At 69.8% G+C, this 18,389-nt stretch carries 16 protein-coding genes; 5 read left to right on the top strand and 11 right to left on the bottom strand.

The annotated features are described in order from the left end of the window. Positions 1–246 precede the first annotated feature (246 nt). A complete protein-coding gene (locus SPHPH_RS0117195; protein ID WP_051273102.1) occupies positions 247–903 on the bottom strand; it encodes an arylesterase in 657 nt (218 codons plus the stop codon). Between SPHPH_RS0117195 and SPHPH_RS0117190 the strand changes: the two genes are divergently transcribed. Further along, complete coding sequence (locus SPHPH_RS0117190) at positions 888–1,595, top strand: ABC transporter ATP-binding protein (RefSeq protein WP_051273100.1); 708 nt, start codon at positions 888–890, stop codon at positions 1,593–1,595. The genes SPHPH_RS0117195 and SPHPH_RS0117190 overlap by 16 nt on opposite strands. Continuing rightward, the gene (locus tag SPHPH_RS0117185; RefSeq protein ID WP_028967806.1) at positions 1,592–4,081 is read left to right on the top strand and encodes an ABC transporter permease; all 2,490 of its coding nucleotides are present in this window, start codon (positions 1,592–1,594) and stop codon (positions 4,079–4,081) included. Before SPHPH_RS0117190 ends, SPHPH_RS0117185 begins: the two co-directional genes overlap by 4 nt. A gap of 92 nt (positions 4,082–4,173) precedes the next feature. Here the strand turns inward: SPHPH_RS0117185 and SPHPH_RS0117180 are convergent, their stop codons facing one another. Beyond that, positions 4,174–4,884 carry a FadR/GntR family transcriptional regulator gene (locus SPHPH_RS0117180; protein WP_420329295.1) on the bottom strand — a complete coding sequence of 237 codons (711 nt, stop codon included), beginning with the start codon at positions 4,882–4,884 and terminating at the stop codon, positions 4,174–4,176. Positions 4,885–5,101: 217 nt separating this feature from the next. Between SPHPH_RS0117180 and SPHPH_RS0117175 the strand changes: the two genes are divergently transcribed. Genes SPHPH_RS0117175 through SPHPH_RS0117165 form a run of 3 tightly spaced genes read left to right on the top strand, consistent with a single transcriptional unit; the run spans position 5,102 to position 9,305 of the window. Continuing rightward, positions 5,102–6,274, top strand: coding sequence for an HlyD family secretion protein (locus SPHPH_RS0117175; protein ID WP_028967804.1), 1,173 nt, complete (start codon positions 5,102–5,104; stop codon positions 6,272–6,274). A gap of 2 nt (positions 6,275–6,276) precedes the next feature. After that, positions 6,277–7,860, top strand: a complete 1,584-nt coding sequence (locus SPHPH_RS0117170; protein WP_028967803.1) for an MDR family MFS transporter — start codon at positions 6,277–6,279, stop codon at positions 7,858–7,860. Beyond that, positions 7,860–9,305, top strand: a complete 1,446-nt coding sequence (locus SPHPH_RS0117165) for an efflux transporter outer membrane subunit (protein ID WP_028967802.1) — start codon at positions 7,860–7,862, stop codon at positions 9,303–9,305. Before SPHPH_RS0117170 ends, SPHPH_RS0117165 begins: the two co-directional genes overlap by 1 nt. On the opposite strand, the gene SPHPH_RS20590 is transcribed toward SPHPH_RS0117165, so the two are convergent. From SPHPH_RS20590 to coxB, 9 genes are all read right to left on the bottom strand, one after another. Then, entirely contained in the window at positions 9,291–9,866 is a 576-nt protein-coding gene (locus SPHPH_RS20590) for a TetR/AcrR family transcriptional regulator (RefSeq protein ID WP_051273099.1), read from the bottom strand. The genes SPHPH_RS0117165 and SPHPH_RS20590 overlap by 15 nt on opposite strands. A 36-nt stretch (positions 9,867–9,902) precedes the next feature. Beyond that, positions 9,903–10,619 carry a Crp/Fnr family transcriptional regulator gene (locus SPHPH_RS20110; protein WP_037488787.1) on the bottom strand — a complete coding sequence of 239 codons (717 nt, stop codon included), beginning with the start codon at positions 10,617–10,619 and terminating at the stop codon, positions 9,903–9,905. Then, entirely contained in the window at positions 10,616–11,041 is a 426-nt protein-coding gene (locus SPHPH_RS0117150) for a response regulator (protein ID WP_238303173.1), read from the bottom strand. Before SPHPH_RS0117150 ends, SPHPH_RS20110 begins: the two co-directional genes overlap by 4 nt. Then, positions 10,996–12,552 carry a sensor histidine kinase gene (locus tag SPHPH_RS20105; protein WP_028967800.1) on the bottom strand — a complete coding sequence of 519 codons (1,557 nt, stop codon included), beginning with the start codon at positions 12,550–12,552 and terminating at the stop codon, positions 10,996–10,998. The genes SPHPH_RS0117150 and SPHPH_RS20105 overlap by 46 nt, the downstream gene beginning before the upstream one ends. 77 nt (positions 12,553–12,629) lie before the next feature. Beyond that, the gene (locus SPHPH_RS0117140; RefSeq protein ID WP_028967799.1) at positions 12,630–13,697 is read right to left on the bottom strand and encodes a c-type cytochrome; all 1,068 of its coding nucleotides are present in this window, start codon (positions 13,695–13,697) and stop codon (positions 12,630–12,632) included. After that, positions 13,694–14,362, bottom strand: coding sequence for a cytochrome c oxidase assembly protein (locus SPHPH_RS0117135; RefSeq protein ID WP_028967798.1), 669 nt, complete (start codon positions 14,360–14,362; stop codon positions 13,694–13,696). The genes SPHPH_RS0117140 and SPHPH_RS0117135 overlap by 4 nt, the downstream gene beginning before the upstream one ends. Continuing rightward, the gene (locus SPHPH_RS0117130) at positions 14,359–14,766 is read right to left on the bottom strand and encodes a hypothetical protein (RefSeq protein WP_051273098.1); all 408 of its coding nucleotides are present in this window, start codon (positions 14,764–14,766) and stop codon (positions 14,359–14,361) included. Before SPHPH_RS0117130 ends, SPHPH_RS0117135 begins: the two co-directional genes overlap by 4 nt. Then, on the bottom strand, positions 14,763–17,288 hold the full coding sequence (gene ctaD / locus SPHPH_RS0117125; protein ID WP_028967796.1) for a cytochrome c oxidase subunit I: 2,526 nt from the start codon (positions 17,286–17,288) through the stop codon (positions 14,763–14,765). Before ctaD ends, SPHPH_RS0117130 begins: the two co-directional genes overlap by 4 nt. Then, a complete protein-coding gene (coxB, locus tag SPHPH_RS0117120) occupies positions 17,285–18,199 on the bottom strand; it encodes a cytochrome c oxidase subunit II (RefSeq protein ID WP_028967795.1) in 915 nt (304 codons plus the stop codon). Before coxB ends, ctaD begins: the two co-directional genes overlap by 4 nt. Positions 18,200–18,389 lie beyond the last annotated feature (190 nt).

Here is an 18,389-nt window from a genome sequence, read left to right as displayed (position 1 = left end):
TCCGGGATCCCGCTTTTTCTTTCCACATAGAAGAAGTAGCGGGGCCCCGGATCAAGTCCGGGGCGACGGAACGAGGCCAGCGCAGCTTACTGATACCCGCCCTCTTCCTCACGTTCCTCGGCGGCTTCTTCCTGCGCCTCTTCCATCGCCTGCGCCTGATCGTCGTCGTCGCGCTTTTCGGGATCGGTCATCATGGTCGCATCTCCTTGCCAGCCACCAACCGACCGCAGCCCCAAGCGATCCCCGCTACTTCAACGCCCGCCGCACCGGCGGCACGATCCGCCGGACGATGATCGCGACGCCGCGCGGGTCCGGGTGCAGCCCATCCGCCTGAAACAGCGCGCGCCGCCCTGCTACGCCGTCGAGGAAGAACGGATACAGCGCCACGCGATGCTTCTTCGCCAGCGCCGGATACATGCCCTCGAACGCGCGCGCATAATCGCCGCCCATGTTCGGCGCGGCGCGCATTCCGGCGAGCAGCACCGGGATGTTCCGCGCGCGCAATTCGGTCAGGATCCGGTCGAGGTTCGCCTGCGCCTGTGCCACCGGCAGCCCGCGCAGCATATCGTTCGCACCCAGCTCGACGATCACCAGATCGGGCCGCGCCTTCAGCCCGCGCAGCCCCCAGCGCAGCCGCGCGCGCCCCTGCGCCGCGGTGTCGCCCGCCACGCCGCCGTTGCGCACCGTCGCCGCGACACCCTGCCGCCGCAGCTCGGCCTGCAATTGCGCGGGAAAGCCCTGCGCCGGGGGCAGCCCGTAACCCGCCGTCAAACTGTCGCCGAAGGCCCATATCAACGGCGCCCGCGGGTCGGCCGAGGCCGGCGCGGCGAGCAACAGCAGCAGGATCGGATGGACAAGCCACCACCACCCTCCGTATCGACGTGTTCGTGACCGGCTTTCCATCCGCTTCAGATAGCGTTCCGATCCGGGCGCGCAACGTGCGCCTCGCGCTTGGCAAGCCGCCCGCGCGGGTCGACATCCTGCACGGCATCGACCTGACGGTGGAAACCGGCGAGACCGTCGCGCTGCTCGGCGCGTCGGGGTCGGGCAAGTCGTCGCTGATGGCGGTGCTCGCCGGGCTGGAGCGGCCGAGCGCGGGCGAGGTTCAGGTCGTGGGGCTCGACTTCACCAAACTCGACGAGGATGCGCTGGCGGTCGCGCGACGCGGGCGGATCGGGATCGTGTTGCAGGCCTTCCACCTGCTCCCGACGATGACCGCGCTCGAAAATGTCGCGGTGCCGCTGGAGCTTGCCGGCGAATCCGACGCCTTCGACCGTGCCCGCGCCGAACTGGCGGCGGTCGGACTCGCGGCACGCACCGGCCATTATCCCGCGCAACTCTCCGGCGGCGAGCAACAGCGCGTCGCGATCGCGCGCGCCTTGGTCGGACGCCCCGCGCTGCTGTTCGCCGACGAGCCGACCGGCAACCTCGACACCACCACCGGTGCGGCGATCATGGACCTGTTGTTCGCGCGCGCCGCGGAAGCCGGCACGACGATGCTGGTCATCACCCACGACCCCGCGCTCGCCGCCCGCTGCGCCCGCGTCGTCGAGCTGGCCGACGGCCGCATCGTCGCCGATACGCCCCGCGCGTGAGCATTGCTACCACCCTCGCCTTCCGCGACCTGCGCCGCGGCGGGCGCGGGTTGCTGTTGCTTGCGATGTGCCTGTTCCTCGGCACCGCCGCGCTCGCCGGGATCGGCAGCCTGTCCGCCGCGATGCTTGCCGCGCTCGATGCGCAGGGCCGCGCGATGCTGGGCGGCGATGTCGAGCTGGTCGTCTCGCAACGCCGCGCCACCCCCGAGGAACTGGCTGCCTTCACCGCCGCCGGCCCGGTCGCGGAGGTGGTGTCGCTGCGCGCGATGGCGCATAAGGGCGATCAGGATACATTGATCGAGCTGCGCGGGGTCGACGATCGCTGGCCGCTGGTCGGGCGGTTCCGCCTCGCCCCCGGCGCGCTGGCATCGCGCCCCCATGGCGCACAGGTCGCGATCGCCCCCGCGCTCGCCAACCGGCTCGGCGCGCGGGTCGGCGACACGATCCGGCTCGGGACGCAGCCGTTTCGCGTCATCGGGCTGATCGCGGAGGAGCCCGATAAGCTCGGCGCCGGCTTCTCGCTCGGCAGCCCGGCGCTGGTCGACATGGCCGGGCTCGACGCCAGCGCCCTGCTCCAGCCCGGCAGCCTGTATCGCAGCGGCTATCGCATCGCGCTCGCCGATCCCGCGCGCGCCGAGGCGGTCGGCAAGCGGCTCGCCGCGCGCTTCCCCGATGCGGGCTGGACCCCGCGCACCACCGAAAATGCCGGGCGCGGCCTGCGCGGCGGGATCGCGACGCTCGGGCAATTCCTGCTGCTCGTGGGGCTCGCCGCGCTGGCGATCGCCGGTGTCGGGGTCGGCAGCGGGGTGACCGCCTATCTCGCGGCGCGCACGAAGATGGTCGCGACCCTCAAGGTGCTCGGCGCGCGCTCGACGTTGATCGCGCGGCTCTTCCTGATCGAGCTGGCGCTGGTCGGCGCGGCCGGCATGCTGCCCGGACTGGCGCTCGGCGCGGCGGTGCCGTGGATCGTCGCGCGGGTGGCGGGGGACGCGCTGCCGATCACGCCACGGCTCGCGCTCTACCCGCTCCCGCTCGTCACCGCCGCCGTGCTCGGCACGTTGGTGGCGCTGCTGTTCGCCCTCCCCGCGCTGGCGCAGGCGCGCCGGGTTCCCGCTGCGACCCTGCTCCGCGACGCGCTCGCCGACGCCGGCCGCCCATCATGGCGGGTGCTCGCGGCGATGGCGGCGCTGCTCGGGGCGTTGGTCGGGCGCGCTGTGTGGTCGGCGGCGGATCATCTGCTCGCCGCCGGGTTCGTCGCCGCGATCGCCGGGCTGGTGCTGCTGCTGTGGCTGGTCGGGATCGCGCTGCGCCGCCTGCTCGCGCGGCTGCCGCGTCCGCGTGCGCCGCTGCCGAGGCTCGCGCTCGCCAACCTCCACCGCCCCGGCGCCGCGACCGACCGGTTGGTCGTCGCGCTCGGGCTCGGCTTCTCGCTGTTCGTCGCGCTCGCCGTGATCGACGCGAGCCTGTCCGCCGAACTCGCCGGCAGCGCCCCCGCGCGCGCGCCGCGCTTCTTCGCCGCCGACGTGCCGGCAGAGGAAGCCAAGACCTTCCGCACTGCCGTCCTTGGCGCCGCCCCCAACGCCCGGATCGAGGCGGTGCCGTCGCTGCGCGGCGCGATCGTCGCGATCAAGGGTGTGCCGACGACTCAGCTAAAGACGCTGCCCGCCGACGCCTGGGTGCTCCGCGGCGACCGCACGCTGACCTGGTCGGCAACCGTCCCGCCCCGCAATCAGGTCGTCGCCGGCCGCTGGTGGCCCGCCGATTATCACGGTCCGCCGCTCGTCTCGATCGAGGATCGCGCCGCGCAGGCGCTCGGCCTTCGGATCGGCGATACGATCACCGTCTCGGTACTCGGCGTCGACGTGCCCGCGCGGATCGCGGCGCTGCGCAAGATCGACTGGCGGGGGCTCGGCCTGAATTTCGCGATCGTCTTCTCGCCCGGCTATATCGAGGAAGCGCCGCATAGCCTGCTCGCCAGCGTCTATGCCCCGCCCGCCCGCGACGGCGCGATCGCGCGCAGCGTGGCGCGCGCGATGCCCGCGGTCACGCTGATCCGCACCGGCGACGTGATCGGACAGGTGTCGGCGCTGCTTGGCCAGATCGCGACCGCAGTGCGCGTCGCCGCCGCGGGAACGGTGCTCGCCGGGCTCGCGGTGCTGGTCGGCGCGGTCGCCGCCTCCGGGCGCGCGCGCCGCTACGACGCGGTCGTGCTCAAGCTGCTCGGCGGGAGTATGCGGCAGGTGCTCGCGGCGCAGGCGATCGAATATGCGCTGCTCGCCGCGCTGCTGTCGGCGGTGGCGCTGGTCGCGGGGGGCGCGGCGGGCTGGTACGTCGTGACGCACGTCTTCGACATGGCCTTCGAACCCGACTGGCTGCGCGTCGCGGCGACTTTGGGGTTGGCGAGCGCGGTCACGATCGGGATCGGCGTCGCGGGCAGCATCCCGGCGTTGCGTGCGCGCCCGGCGCAGATGCTGCGGACACTATAGACGGGGCACAACCGCCACCTTGAACCGTCGCCCCGGACTTGATCCGGGGCCCCGCTTCTTTGGCAACGGTCGTAAGTTAGCGGGGCCCCGGATCAAGTCCGGAGCGACGGCGAAGGGGACGGCTCGATCAGCGTCAGGACGTTGACGATCAGCCCGCGCATCGCCGCATGGGCGCCATCCGCATCCCCCGCCAGGATCGCGTCCCGAACCGCGGTATGCTCGGCGATATTGGCTGTACGCCCGGCAATCTGGTTGGTGAAGCGGATCGAGGTGCGCAGCGCGGTGCTCACCATGTCGCGGAACTGAAGGAAGAAGGGATTGTTCGACGCGCGGAGGACCGCGACGTGGAAGGCGATGTCGGAATCAAGCGGATCGTCCTCGCCGCGCTCGGCGGCGACCATCCGCGCCAGCCCCGCGGAAATCCCTGCCTGCTGCTCCTCGCTGGCGCCACGCGCGGCCAGCGCCGCCGCCTCCGGCTCGACGCCCGCACGCAATTCGTTAAAGTGGCGCAGCAGGTCGATCGACGCCTCGCGCTCCAGCAACCACCGCAGCACATCAGGGTCGAGCAGGTTCCACGCTTCTTCGGGCAGGACGAACGTCCCCTGCTTCGGCCGCGCGCCGAGCAGTCCCTTGGCGGCCAGCATCTTCACCGCCTCGCGCGTCACCGAGCGGCTGACGCCGTGCTCGCGCACGATATCGGCTTCGTTCGGGAACGACTTGTCGGTATAATCCCCGACGACGATCGCGCGGCCCAGCGTCTCGTGAAGGCCATAGGTCAGGTTACGACCGAAAGCGTGCTGCACCGACGACATTCTCCCCTGCGCTGCGCCAACACGTCGCGCAACGGTGACAGCGTATCGCGCCAATCCGCTCCCGCCCAGCAGATAATCCGCCATTTGTCTCATAATAACATGTGCAATGCAGCATTCGCACTTGCGAAAACCGCCTAAGCGGACATATTGTCCGGTTAGGTAAGCCGGGCGTCGCGGCGGCGTGCCTGCAACAAGCGGAACGAAACAGATGGCAGAAGCGGCCGACCTCTCGAACGAACCCGATGCCGGCGGCGACGATGCGCCCCCGGCGCAGCAGCCGCGTCGCAAGCTGAGCGGGCGCGCCAGGACGATCCTGATCGTCGTGGCGCTGGCCGTCGTGGCGCTGGGAACGGTCTGGTACCTGCGCTATCAGGCGACCGGGCAGTACATGCAGGACACCAACGACGCGCAGGTGCGCGCCGACATGGTCGTCGTCGCACCACGCGTCGCGGGGTACGTCGCCGAAGTGTTCGTCACCGATAATCAGGACGTCCGCGCCGGCCAGCCGCTGGTCCGCATCGATCCGCGCAATTCGCAGGCGCAGGCCGCGCAGGCCGAGGCGCAGATCGCGGTCGCCGACGCACAGGCCGACAGCGCCCGCGCGCAGGTCCGCGAACAATATGCCGCGATCGATCAGGCGCGCGCGCAACTCGCCTCCGCGCGCGAGAAGGCCGCGCACGACGCCGCCGAGGTCGCGCGCTATCGTCCGCTCGCCGCCTCGGGCGCGGAAACCCGCCAGCAACTCGCGCAGCTCCAGCTCGCCGCGCAGCAATCCGCGCAGGCGGTGCGCGCGCAGGAAGCGGCGGTCGCGATGCAGCAGCGCCGCGTCGCCACCTACGAGACGCAGATCAAGCAGGGGCTCGCGCAGGCGCAGGCCGCGCGCGCACAGCAAAGCGCCGCCAGCGTCGACCTCAACGCCACGCTGATCCGCGCCGCAATCGACGGGCGCGTCGGCGACAAGACCGTCAACGTCGGCCAATATGCCGGCACCGGCACGCGGCTGATGTCGCTGGTCCCGCTCGACAAGCTCTATATCACCGCCAATTTCAAGGAGACGCAGCTCGCGCTGATGCGTCCCGGCCAGCCCGCGGAGATCAAGGTCGATGCACTCGACGGGATCGTGCTGAAGGGGCGTGTCGCCAGCTTCTCGCCGGGCACCGGCGCGCAATTCTCACTGCTGCCGCCGCAGAACGCGACCGGCAATTTCACCAAGATCACGCAGCGCGTGCCGGTGCGGATCGCGCTGGAGGCGACGCCGCAGACCCGCCGCCTGCTCGTCCCCGGCCTGTCGGTCGAGGTCACCGTCGACACGCGCTCGGCAAAGGACGAGATCGAGCGGCTGCGCGACGAACAACGCAAGGCCAACCGGCAGGAGCGCTGACGATGGCCAGCGCGGCCCCCGGCGCTTCGGTCGCGAAGCGCAGCCACCTGCCCGCGGGCGGGGCGGAGCGTGCCGATCTCGCCGCATGGCTCGCGGTCGCGGCGGGCACGCTCGGCGCGTTCATGGCGACGCTCGACATCTCGATCGTCAACTCCGCGCTGCCGACGATCCAGGGCGAAATCGGCGCGAGCGGCACAGAGGGGACGTGGATCGCCACCGCCTATCTGGTCGCAGAGATCGTCATCATCCCGATGGCGGCGTGGCTGGAACGGCTGCTGGGGCTGCGCACCTTCCTGCTGATCGCCGCGATCCTGTTCACGATCTTCTCGGTGATTTGCGGCGCGGCCGACACGCTGCCGCAGATGATCGTCGGCCGGATCGGTCAGGGCTTCACCGGCGGCGCGATGATCCCGACCGCGCAGACGATCATCGCGCAGCGCCTGCCCCGGTCGCAGCAACCGATCGGCATCGCCGCCTTCGGGATGACCGCGATCATGGGGCCGGTGCTCGGCCCGCTGATCGGCGGCTGGCTGACCGAGAACATCAGCTGGCACTATGCCTTCTTCCTCAACGTGCCGATCTGCGGCATCCTCGTCCTGCTGCTGCTGATCGGGCTGCGCCACGAACCGTCGCGGCTTCATTTGATCCGCGAGGCCGACTGGCTCGGCATCGCCGGCCTCGCGCTCGGGCTCGGCGGGCTGACCGTCTTCCTCGAGGAAGGACAGCGCGAGCAATGGTTCTCCTCGGAGCTGATCCGCTACATGTTCGCGGTGACGGTGCTCGGGTTCGGGCTATTGCTCGCCGGACAATTCGTCTCGCGCCGGCCCGTCATCAAGCTGCGGCTGCTGCTCGATCGCCAGTTCGGCTCGGTCGCGATCATGGGGCTGGTGCTCGGCGTCGTCCTTTACGGCACGTCCTATGCGATTCCGCAGTTCCTTGCCGCGATCGCCAATTACAACGCGCTGCAATCGGGCAAGGTCGTGCTGCTCGCCGGCATCCCCAGCCTGTTCATGATGGCGATCGTCCCGATCCTGCTGGTGCGTGTCGACATCCGGCTGGCAGTCGGTGCGGGGCTGCTCATCATGGGCGCGTCGGCGCTGCTCGACGCCAATCTGACGATCGATTCGGTCGGCAGCGACTTCACCGAGTCGCAATTGCTGCGCGGCGTCGGGCAGATCCTGGCGATGCTGTTCCTCAGCCAGGCCGCGATCCGCTCCGTCCCGCCGTCAGAGGCCGGCGACGCCTCCGGGCTGTTCAGCGCGATGCGCAACCTGGGCGGCAGCTTCGCGCTGGCCGGGATCGCGATCCTTCAGGACCAGCGCTCGTGGTTCCACGCACGCCGGATCGAGGAGTCGCTCAACGCCAATTCGGTGCGCGTGCAGGACTATATGGCCGCGACCGCCAATTCGCTCGGCGGCCCGCAGACCGCGGTCCGCGCGCTCGGCCAGCAGATACAGGGGCAGGCCTTGGTCATGACCTATAACGACATCTTCTGGATCATGGGCATGGGCACATTGGTCGTCCTCCCGCTCGTCTTCTTCCTTCGTCCGCTTCCCAGGGGCGCCGCGCCGGCGGCGATGCACTGATGCGCCACGCTCTCCCGCTTCTCACGCTCGCGCTGCTCGGCGCATGCACCGTCGGCCCCGACTACAAGGGACCGCCCGCGGTCGCCTCCGACGCGGTGACGCGCGGCACATTCGTCCGCGCCGCCGACCCCGCGCTCACCCCCGCACCGGGGCTTGCACGCTGGTGGGAGACGCTGAACGACCCGACGCTCGACGCGCTGGTCGACGACGCGCTGGCGCACAGCCCGACGATCGACGCCGCGCAGGCCAATTTGCGTACCGCGCAGGAGCAATATCGCCAGCAACGCGCCGCGCGGCTGCCATCGGTCAGCGCCAGCGCGGTGTACCTGAACGCGCGGCTGCCGGGCACCAACCTCGGCGGCGCGCAGCAGGGCGGCGGCAACAGCGACACCACGCTCGACTTCTACAATCTCGGCGCGATGGCCTCGTGGGAACCCGATCTGTTCGGCGGCGGTCGCCGCACGCTCGAACAGCAGCGCGCCACCGAGGGGCAGCGTTTCGCACAGCTCGCCGACGCGCAGGTCACGCTATCGGCGCAGGTCGCGCAGGCCTATGTCGCGCTGCGCGACGCGCAGGCCCGCGCCCGCCTGAACGCGCAGTCGAGCGCACTACAACGCCGCCAGTTGACGCTGGTGGAGCAACGCTACGCCGCCGGCACCGCCTCGCAGCTTCAGGTCGAGCGGCTCCGCAACCAGCTCAACAGCACCGATGCGCAGACCATTCCGCTTGCCGCGCAGATCGACGAATACAAGGGCCAGCTCGCGGTCCTCACCGGCCGCGCGCCCGGCACGCTCGACGCGACGCTCGCCACCGTCGTCGCGGTGCCGCTGCCCCCGGCGGAGGTCCCGATCGGCGATCCCGCCGCGCTGATCCAGCACCGCCCCGATATCCGCGCCGCCGAACGCGCGCTGGCCGCAGGAAACGCGCAGATCGGCGTCGCCACCGCGCGCAAATTCCCGTCGCTCAACCTGCTCGGCATCCTCGGGCTCGGCGGCACCGGGATCAGCGACGTGCTCGATCCGTCGAAGCTGGCGACGGTCGCCGCGCCGATGCTCAACTGGTCGTTCCTCGACTTCGGCCGCAACCGCGCCGCGGTCCGTCAGGCCGAGGCGCAGCGCGATGCCGCCGACGCGCAATATCGCCAGACCGTGCTGGAGGCATTGCAAGATGCCGAGACCAGCCTCTCGCGCTTCGGCAACGCGCGCCAGCAACTCGCGCAACTGTTACTCGCCGAACAATCCGCCACCCGCGCCGCCACGCTCAACGCGCAGCGCGTCGACGCCGGCACCAGCACATTGGTCGATCAGCTCGATATCGAGCGGCAGCGGCTGTCCGCGACGATCGGCGCCGAACAGGGCCGCGCGCAACTCACCAACAATTACATCGCGGTCCAGAAAAGCCTCGGGCTCGGCTGGACCGACCCGGCCGGATCAGCGCGGCCGTAGCCCGGCCATCATCAGCGCCAGCGCCTCCTCCAGCAAGGTCTGACGGCGTTCGACCGGCGCGGGGTTGATCAGCGCGCCCAGCATCCGCATCGCGATCGCCAGCTCGTGCGCGCCCATCGTCGGCGCCAGCGTCCCGTCGCGATGCGCACGTGCGGCAAGCGGCACCAGCAACCGCTCCAGCCGCGCTTTCAGATCGTCGAACGCCTGACGATTCTCGCCGTCCAGCGGCATGTCGATCGCCAGCCGCGCGAACAGCGCCGTCGTCTCGCGCCCTTCGGTCACCAGCTTGGCGAGCGCGCGGTCGAGCGACAACGTCGCGTCGATCAACGGCGCCATCCGGTCGATCTCGCGCTCGAACACCGCCAGCGCCAGCGCCATGCGGTCCTTGAAATTGCGGTAGAAGGTTCCTCGCCCGACCCCCGCGGCGTCGGCGACTTCCTCCAGCGGCACGAAATAGCCCGAGCGCGCGAAACAGGCGCGCGCCGCCTCGATCAGCGCGCCGCGCCGCGCCAGTGCGTCGCGCCGCATCGCGCGCGCGCCGGCGGTCGTGTCCTCGGTCATCACTCCACCAAACCGGTCAGCGCCGCACGATATCCGTCACCTCGCGACGACGCGCACCGGCACATGCCCGATCTTGCGCGCCAGCCCGGCCGGATCGGTCAACTTCACATGCCCGACGCGCCATTGCAGGTCGCCCTCGCGCCGCGCCTGCTGCAACATGCGGTTGACGTGCACCGAGGTCAGCCCCAGCGCATCGGCCAGCGTCTCCTGCGTCAGCGGCAGGTCGAAGCCATTGCCGGTGGCGCTGCCGCTCAGCGTCAGGCGCTCGTGCAATTCCAGCAACAGGTCGCTGATCCGCTCCTGCGCGTTCAGCCGCCCCAGCCGCGTGATCTGCGCCAGCAGATGCCCCTCGTCCATCGCGCGGCTGATCGCATAGGCGGTGTGGAGCGGCGACCCGGCCTCGGCCTGCGGCAGCGGACAGACCAGCGCGTCGGACATGGCGACCACCGTCGACACTGCCAGCGCATGCGGATGATCGCACGCGCCGATCAGGTCACCGGGCAACAGGAAGCTGAGGAACTGCCGCCGACCGTCGGGCAGCAGCCGCACCCGTGCCGCCCAGCCGGACAGCAGCAGTTGCGGCTGTACGATCTCGCGTCCCTCGGTGATGATGTCGCGCCGCACCCGCACCGCACGCGCCTCCTCCATCGCCAGTTCCAGCGCCGCCATCGCCGCGCCGTCGAGCGGCGCCAGCGCCATCAGGCGGGTCACCGCCATGCCGGGCGCCTCGCTGCGCAGCTGTCCACGGATCATGTTACTCTCTCCAGTCCACACAGCGCGCGCACCGCGGCGATCACCGCCGCGCTGTCGAAGGGTTTGATGAGCAGCGGCACGTCGCGCAGCCACTCGGGAAGCGTCCAGCCGTCATAGCCGGTGAGGAACAGGAACGGCACGCCGCGTGCCTGCAACTGCTCCGCGATCGGATAGCACATCGCGGTACCAAGATTCACGTCCAGCGTCGCGACGTCGATCGGCTCACGCTCGATCAGCGTCAGCGCATCGGCGACGCGGCCGACCGGCCCGACGACGACCATGCCCTGCGCTTCAAGCGCCCGCTTCAGGTCGGAGGCGATGAAATATTCGTCCTCGACGATCAGCAGGCGTCGGCCGTTCAGGGTGATGGCGTCGGTCAGAATGGTCGTCCTTCCTCTTGCAACGGCAGCGCGATCTCGCACCGGACTCCGCCGCCCACGAACGTCAGCCGGGTTTCCGCACCATATTGATAAGGCAACGCCTCACAAATCAATTCCGTCCCAAAACCTTGACGGCAAGGGGAAATTGCAAGGGCAGGCACCCCCTTCTCCGTCCAGGTCAGCCGCACCCTCCGTTTACCATCCCGGTCGCCATCGGTCGACCATGCGATGTGAAGCAGCGCGCCGGGACACTTCAGCGCACCGTATTTGACCGAGTTGATCGCCAGTTCGTGGATTGCAAGCCCGATCGCCTCCGCGGCACGCGGCGGCAGCGGCACGTCCGGCCCGGCGATCGTCACCGCCTCGCCATCCGCGACGCCGACGCTCAGCAATTCGTCGCGGATCAAATTCTGCAGGTCGACGTTCCCGCTCGCGGTCTGCGTGACGATCGCCTGCGTCCGCGCCAGCGCGTCCAGCCGCCCGCGGAAATGGTCCGCCACATCCTCCAGCGCCCCGCCCGCCTCCACCGTCCGCGAGAAGACCGACCGCACCACGGTCAGGATGTTGCGCACGCGGTGCTGCAACTCGGCGACCAGCCGCCGCTGTCGTTCTTCCAGCAGGTGCATGTCGTGGACGTCGGTGGCCGCGCCGAACCAGTGGGTCGCCGACGACGCCTCGTCGCGACGCGGCACCTGGCGCATCAGGAACCAGCGATACGCGCCGTGGCGATCGCGCAACCGTACCTGATGCTCCAGCGGCTCGTCGCGTGCGAAGGAGCGCCGGAACGTCGCTTCGGTCGCGACGCGGTCTTCGGGGTGCACTGCCTCCAGCCACCCCCAATCGGCGGCCTCGCGCTCGTCCTGCCCGGTCAGGTCGGCCCATTGGCTTTCGCTCATCTTGTTGTTGCCGCTCTGGTCGGTCCGCCACAGCATCGCGGGGACCAGCTCCATGCTCACGCGGCGCATGTCCTCGCTTTCGCGCAGCGCCAGCTCGGCGCGCTTGCCGCCCAGCGCCTGGACGATCGCCGGCGCCAGTTCCTCGGCGGCCTCGCGGTCGATCTCGCGGAAGCCGCCGACGCGATTGCCCAGCCCCATCACCCCGATCAACCGCCCCCGTCGCCGCAGCGGCACGCCCAGGAACGACCGAAGCGGCGGGTGCCCGTGCGGCGTGCCGATCGCGTCCGGGTGCGCGGCAGGGTCGTTGGCGATCAGGCTGGCGTCGTCCAGGATGACGCGCCCGTACAGGCCGTGCAGGTCGAGGTGCGTGGGCACGTGCTGCTCGGCCCCCTCGGGCCACGCGCGGCGGAACACCGTCCAGGCGCGGTCGCTGATCGCCAGATCGTGCAGCCGGTCGCGCGCGGGGGTCAGCTCCGCCATGAAACTGAACGATGCGCCGGTCAGGTCCTCCGCGACCGCGAGGCACAGCCGGCCGAGCGCCTCGTCGCTGGTCGCGCCCAGCGCCTCGTGGAAGATCCGGTTGATCGCCTGCAGCACCGCATTCTTGCGCGCCAGCGTTTCGAGGAGGTCGGTCTCGTCGTGTATCTCGGCCTTCACCGCCGCCTCCCTGCCGGTTGCCGTCTGCGCCGCCGGTTCTGGACCAAAGCGGCGGGGTTAGCGACCCGAAATGACGATCAGCGCGCCTCGCCCGCCAGATAGCGCGCCAGCGGGTCGATCAGCTCCTCGGGGATGCGCCGCGCAATTACCGGCATCACGTTCTGCGGCAGCCGCGCGTCGATCTCCTTGCCGTCGCCTTTCCAGTAGCGCAGCCGCGCCGCGATATAGGTGGCGCGCTGCCCGACCAGCAACGGCTGCGGCTTGCCCGCGCCGTGGCAGCTCGCGCAGGCCGGCAGCTGGCGCTCGGGCAATCCGCGCTCGACGATCACCCGCGCCCGCGCGTCGCCGCGCGGCACGGCATCGGCGCGCAGGCCCGGCAGCGCCGCGAAATGCGCCGCCAGTTCGCGCCGCTCGTCGGCAGTCAGGATCGCCGCGGCATTCGCCATCACCGCGCTCGCGCGGCGTCCGTCGGCATAGGCCGCCAGCGCCGCCTCCAGATAGCGCGGGTGTTGCCCGCCTAGGATCGGAATATCCGGCTGCCCCCGCCCGCGCCCGTCCGCCCCGTGACAGGCGACGCACCCGGAAAGCACGTTGCTGCCCAGCGCGCGGACGTCGGCGGTCCCCGCACCCTGCGCCTGCCCGCTCAGCGCGCGATACTGCGCCGGGGTCATCTCCGGCAGACGACGGACGAACGCCACCATCCGGCGGATCTCGTCGTCGCGCTTGTCCGCGCCCCACGTGGGCATCCCCGAATATTTGACGCCGTGGCGCAGGATGTAGAACAGCTGCCCGTCGCTCCATTGCCGCGCATTCACCGCCAGATCGGGCGCGGGCGGCATCGCCTTCTGCATCACCGGCGACGGCCGCTGGCCCGGCGCGCCGTGACAGCTGGCGCAGGCGGCGGCGAAATGCCCCGCCGCGCTGACCAGCCCACCGTCGGTCGCGATCGGGTCCTTGGGCGAGTCGAAGAAGCTGTGCGTCTTTACCGAATTGCGCATCGTCCAGTGCAGGAACCACTCGGTCACCGCCCAATGGCCCGACGACGCGGCGATGTTGAACACCCCCGACCAGGCGAACAGCAGCCCCGCCAGCACGATCCCCAGCAACCCGGCGACCACGCGCTTCCATGTCAGCCGGATCGTCATGCCGCCGCGCGCTCCCTCAACATCGTGCCGAGCAGCGCCAGCCCACCCAGACAATAAGCCGCCCCGCCCACGACGAGCATGACGACGCCGCCCAGTTGCTGATCCGCCAGCGCGTCCAGCCCCGGCGCAGGATGCATCGCCATCATCGCGTACAGCGGTCGCGGCGCGAGCCCGATCAGCGCGCCGAGCAAGGTCATGTGCATCGACGTCAGCAACAACGCCGCGACCCCGCCCGCCGGATGCGCGATCGCCGCTCGCCACAGACCGACACCGACGCCCAGGAACATCGCCTGCTCGACGATCGCGACCGCCGGATGCATATCCGCCAGCCCGCGCAACACCGGCGCATGCCACGCCCAGACGACGACGAACTCCACGGTCGCCCACGCCAGCGGCCCACCTGAACCGTCGCCCTGCCCCCCACCGTCATTCCCGCGAAGGCGGGAATCCAGACGCGCGGACGTCTCGATAGAGGCGCGAACGTCAGCGGTTCTGGATTCCCGCCTTCGCGGGAATGACGGGAGTTGTGCCGTCATGCCCCACGCCAGCACCGGCGCCGCCACCGCGACCACCCCCATATGCGCCGCCATATGCCCGGTCATGCCGAACCCGGCGAACCCCAGCACCGTCGCCGCCAGCGCCACCAGGAGCCCCGCCGCGATCACCGGCAATCCGTCAGCATCAGCGCCGGCACCGCGGTGAAGATCACCGCCACGAAGCTCAGCCCCGCCAGCAACAGCGTCGACACCGCCAGGAACCGCAGCCGGTCGATATCGGTCCCCTGATCGTGCGGCGCAGGATCGCCGGGCGTGCGCGTCTGCACCCACGCGATCCACCCGGAGGCAAGGATGATCGCCTCCGCCACCAATGTCCCGATCACGAACGCCACCGTGAACCGGGGAAACGCCCCCAGCTTGGCGCAACTCACCGCCACCCAGAGGTAACAGAACAGGAAATGCACCGCCCACACGCTCGGCGGGACGATCAGCGTCCACAGCGTGACGCGCAATTGGCGCAGCCGATGCCGGACGCCGCGCCGCTCGGGGCCATGCGGGGTTTCGTTCTTCATGCCGCCCCCGGAAACAGGCCGATCGTGGCGTAGGTGACGAGCGCGGTCAGCGCCATGAAATGCTGGTAGACCGTGATGTTACGAACATCGGCGTCATATTTGGGCGTCATCTTCCCCGCCAGACTGCGCGCCAGTGTGTAGAGCTGCATGATCGCCCCCACCCCCGCGTGCGCGGTGGTCCAGATCACCAGGGTCCAGACGATCGCCGGATAGACGTGCAGCTTCGGCGCCAGCCCCGACAGCCACGGCCCCGCCAGCCCCGCGCCGATCGCCGCCAGCGACGCGACCGCGCCCAGCGCCAGCAACGCGCGCGCCGCGCCGACCATGCCGCGCCGGTTCGTCTCGCGCGCCGCGATCGTCATCAGCCACCCCGCCAGCGACACCGCCAGCGCGACCATCGGCCAGAACGCCCCCGGTCCGTCGAGCCCCACACCGCTCGGCGGGAAATCCTCATGGCGCGTCCAGAAGAAGAAATAGCCGAACACCAGCCCCGAGAACGCGGTCGCATCCGCCATCATCGTGATGAACATCGCCCACCACCCGCTCGCCGAAGCGCCGGAAATGTAGAGCGGCAGTTCGATACCGTGCCCGATCGGCTTGCTGTCCTTCTCCGGGATCTCGGCAGTGCCGGTCCACAGCCACCATAGCACCATCCCCAGCGTCGCCACCGCGCCGACCAGCGCCGCCCAATACAAATGATAGGTGGTCAGGATGAACACGCTGCCCAGCGCGATCGCGGTCAGCATCGGCTTGATGCTCGGCCCGCCCAGCCGCACCACCTGAACCGGCCGCGCATCAAGCACGCTCGTGACGATCGTCTCGCGCCGCCCTTCCTCCGCATCGGGCAGGAAGAAGCGGCCTTCGTCGACCTTCTTCACGAAATCCGTCTGGTCCCAGATCGGATAGCGGCTCTCGATCAGCGGGACCGAGCGGATGCCCCAATCCTCGTCATCGGGATGCGCGAGCCATTCGAGCGTCCCCGCCGCCCACGGATTGCGCGGGCTCTTCCGCCGCCGCGGGCTCAGCGCCAGATCGACGCACACGATCGCCACGCCTGTCGCGAACACCCACGAGCCGATCGTCGAGGCCATGTTGAGCCCGCCGATCCCCAGTTCGGCGGGATAGGTGAACACCCGCCGCGGCATCCCCAGCAGCCCGGAGAAATGCATCGGGAAGAAGGTCAGGTTCGCACCCACGAACAGAAACCAGAAAGCGGTGCGCCCCAGCTGGTCGGACAGCTTCTTGCCGGTGATCAGCGGCCAATAATAGTAAAGCCCGCCGAACAACGGGATCAGCGTCCCGCCGATCAGCACGTAATGCAGATGTGCGACGATGAAATAGGTATCGTGCGCCTGCCAGTCGAACGGCGCGATCGCCACCATCACGCCGGTCAGCCCGCCGATTACGAAGATCGCGAGCGAGCCGGTCACGTACAGCAGCGGCGTCGACCACACCACGCGCCCCGCCCACAAGGTCGCGATGAACGCGAAGATCTGGATGCCGGTCGGGATCGCCACCGCCTCGGACGCGGCCGAGAAGAACGCGAGGCTGATCTTGGGCAGCCCGGTCGTGAACATGTGGTGGACCCACAAGCCGAACGACAGGAACGCCGTCCCGACCGCCGCCAGCACGATCCACGGATAGCCGAGCAGATGCCGCCGCGCGAAGGTCGGCACGATCATCGCGAACAGCGCGATCGACGGCAGGAAGACGATATAAACCTCCGGGTGGCCGAAGATCCAGAACAGGTGCTGCCACAGGATCGGGTCGCCCCCCTTCGCCTGATCGAAGAACGGCCAGCCGAGCAGCCGCTCCATCTCGAACAGCACGTCGCCCGCGATCAACGGCGGGAAGGCGAACAGGATCATCACCGCCACGACCAGGATGTACCAGGCGTAGAGCGGCATCAGGTTCAGCCGCATCCCCGGCGGGCGGCACTTCAGCACGCCGACGATCAGCTCGACCGCCGCGGCCACCGACGACACCTCGATGAAGCTGAGCCCCAGCATCCAGATATCCGCGCCCAGCCCCGACAGGTCGGTGCGGGTGGTGAACGGCGGATACATGAACCACCCGCCGTCGGGGGCCACGTTGAAGAAGATCGAGCCGGTGACGAACACGCCGCCGATCAGGAAGCTCCAGTAACCGAACGCCGACAGCCGCGGGAACGGCAGGTCGCGCGCGCCCAGCAATTGCGGCAGCAGGATGATCGAAACCGCCTCGAACATCGGCACCGCGAACAGGAACATCATCATCGACCCGTGCAGCGTGAACAGCTGGTTGAAGGTCGCAGGGCTGACGAGGTCGTTTTCGGGAACGGCGAGCTGCGCGCGCATGATCATCGCCAGCACGCCCGCGAACAGCATGAAGCCGAACGCGGTCAGCGTGTACCAGACGCCGACCTGGTTGTTGTTGGTATCGGTCCAGCGGAAGAACCAGCCGGTCGGCGGTTTCCACACCGCGCGAAGCCGTTCTTCCTGCGCGGCGCGCAGCGCCGGATCGTCCTGCGCGTGGAGACTCATTTCGATTGCTCCAGCCAGCGCGCGATCGTCGCCGCATCCTCGTTCGTCAGTTGCGGATAGGCGGGCATCCGCGCGCCCGGCTTCACCGTCGGCGCCTGCTTGATGAAGCGCACGAGATTGGCGTGGGTCCGCCTCTGCATCCCCGCGCCCAGCGACGCGCGGCTGCCGAGATGCGTCAGGTTCGGACCGATCGCCGCCTCCGATACGCCCGCGACCGTATGGCAGCCACCGCAGCCATTCGCGGCGAACAGTCTTGCCCCGTCACCGCCGACCGGCGCGGGCGTTCGACGCGCCGCCAGCCACGCATCGAACGCGGCCGGCTCCATCGCCACCACGTCGAATGCCATCAGCGCGTGGCTCAACCCGCAGAATTCGGCGCATTGCCCGCGAAATCGCCCCGCGCGCGTGGCATGGACGACCAGCTTGTTCGTCCGCCCCGGCACCATGTCGAGCTTGCCCGCCAGCCCCGGCACCCAGAAACTGTGCAGCACGTCGCCCGCCTCGAGCAGCAGCTCGACGTTACGCCCGACCGGCACGCGCAGTTCGTTGGAATCGTCGATCGCCGCCTGCCCGGCGGGCTGGTAGCGGACCCGCCACCAGAATTGCTCGCCGGTGACGGTGACGCGCAGATCGTCAGGCTTGACGGCGATCGGCCGCATCGCCGGCAGCGTCGCGATCAGCAGGGTCAGCAGCACCACCGTCGGCACGACGCCGCCCGCCCACAGCACCAGCCGCATGCCCTGCTGATGCGTCAGCGCGCCCTCGCGGCTCCGCTGCGCCGCGAACATCAGCCCGCCGACCGCTGCCGCGATCACCACCGCACCCAACACCATCCAGCCGGTCAGCCCGGCGAGCCACGCGGCCTCACTGCCGAACGTCGTAAATGCGGATTGTCGCCCCGAACCGAAAATCGTCTGCCCCCTGCCCTATCCTACGTTAAGAGCCGGGCGGTTCCTTTGTTCCTGCGCCGATGGTGACGTTGTGTTGCTGCCCTCCCCGCCCACCCGTCATTCCCGCGAAGGCGGGAATCCAGACGCGCAGGTCTTCGTGATAACCGAAACGTCCGAGGTTCTGGATTCCCGCCTCCGCGGGAATGACGGG

It is taken from the genome of Sphingomonas phyllosphaerae FA2 (assembly GCF_000427645.1).
In the GTDB taxonomy this organism is placed as follows: Bacteria; Pseudomonadota; Alphaproteobacteria; order Sphingomonadales; family Sphingomonadaceae; genus Sphingomonas; species Sphingomonas phyllosphaerae.
This window is presented reverse-complemented; position numbering and strand designations above follow the sequence as displayed.

What these genes read in the sequence shown, in the direction of transcription:
- SPHPH_RS0117195 (WP_051273102.1), bottom strand. Translation starts at nt 903, where the DNA reads ATGGAAAGCCGGTCACGAACACGTCGATACGGAGGGTGGTGGTGGCTT.
- SPHPH_RS20110 (WP_037488787.1), bottom strand. Translation starts at nt 10,619, where the DNA reads ATGATCCGTGGACAGCTGCGCAGCGAGGCGCCCGGCATGGCGGTGACC.
- SPHPH_RS20590 (WP_051273099.1), bottom strand. Translation starts at nt 9,866, where the DNA reads ATGACCGAGGACACGACCGCCGGCGCGCGCGCGATGCGGCGCGACGCA.
- SPHPH_RS0117165 (WP_028967802.1), top strand. Translation starts at nt 7,860, where the DNA reads ATGCGCCACGCTCTCCCGCTTCTCACGCTCGCGCTGCTCGGCGCATGC.
- SPHPH_RS0117130 (WP_051273098.1), bottom strand. Translation starts at nt 14,766, where the DNA reads ATGAAGAACGAAACCCCGCATGGCCCCGAGCGGCGCGGCGTCCGGCAT.
- SPHPH_RS0117140 (WP_028967799.1), bottom strand. Translation starts at nt 13,697, where the DNA reads ATGACGATCCGGCTGACATGGAAGCGCGTGGTCGCCGGGTTGCTGGGG.
- SPHPH_RS0117170 (WP_028967803.1), top strand. Translation starts at nt 6,277, where the DNA reads ATGGCCAGCGCGGCCCCCGGCGCTTCGGTCGCGAAGCGCAGCCACCTG.
- ctaD (WP_028967796.1), bottom strand. Translation starts at nt 17,288, where the DNA reads ATGAGTCTCCACGCGCAGGACGATCCGGCGCTGCGCGCCGCGCAGGAA.
- SPHPH_RS0117175 (WP_028967804.1), top strand. Translation starts at nt 5,102, where the DNA reads ATGGCAGAAGCGGCCGACCTCTCGAACGAACCCGATGCCGGCGGCGAC.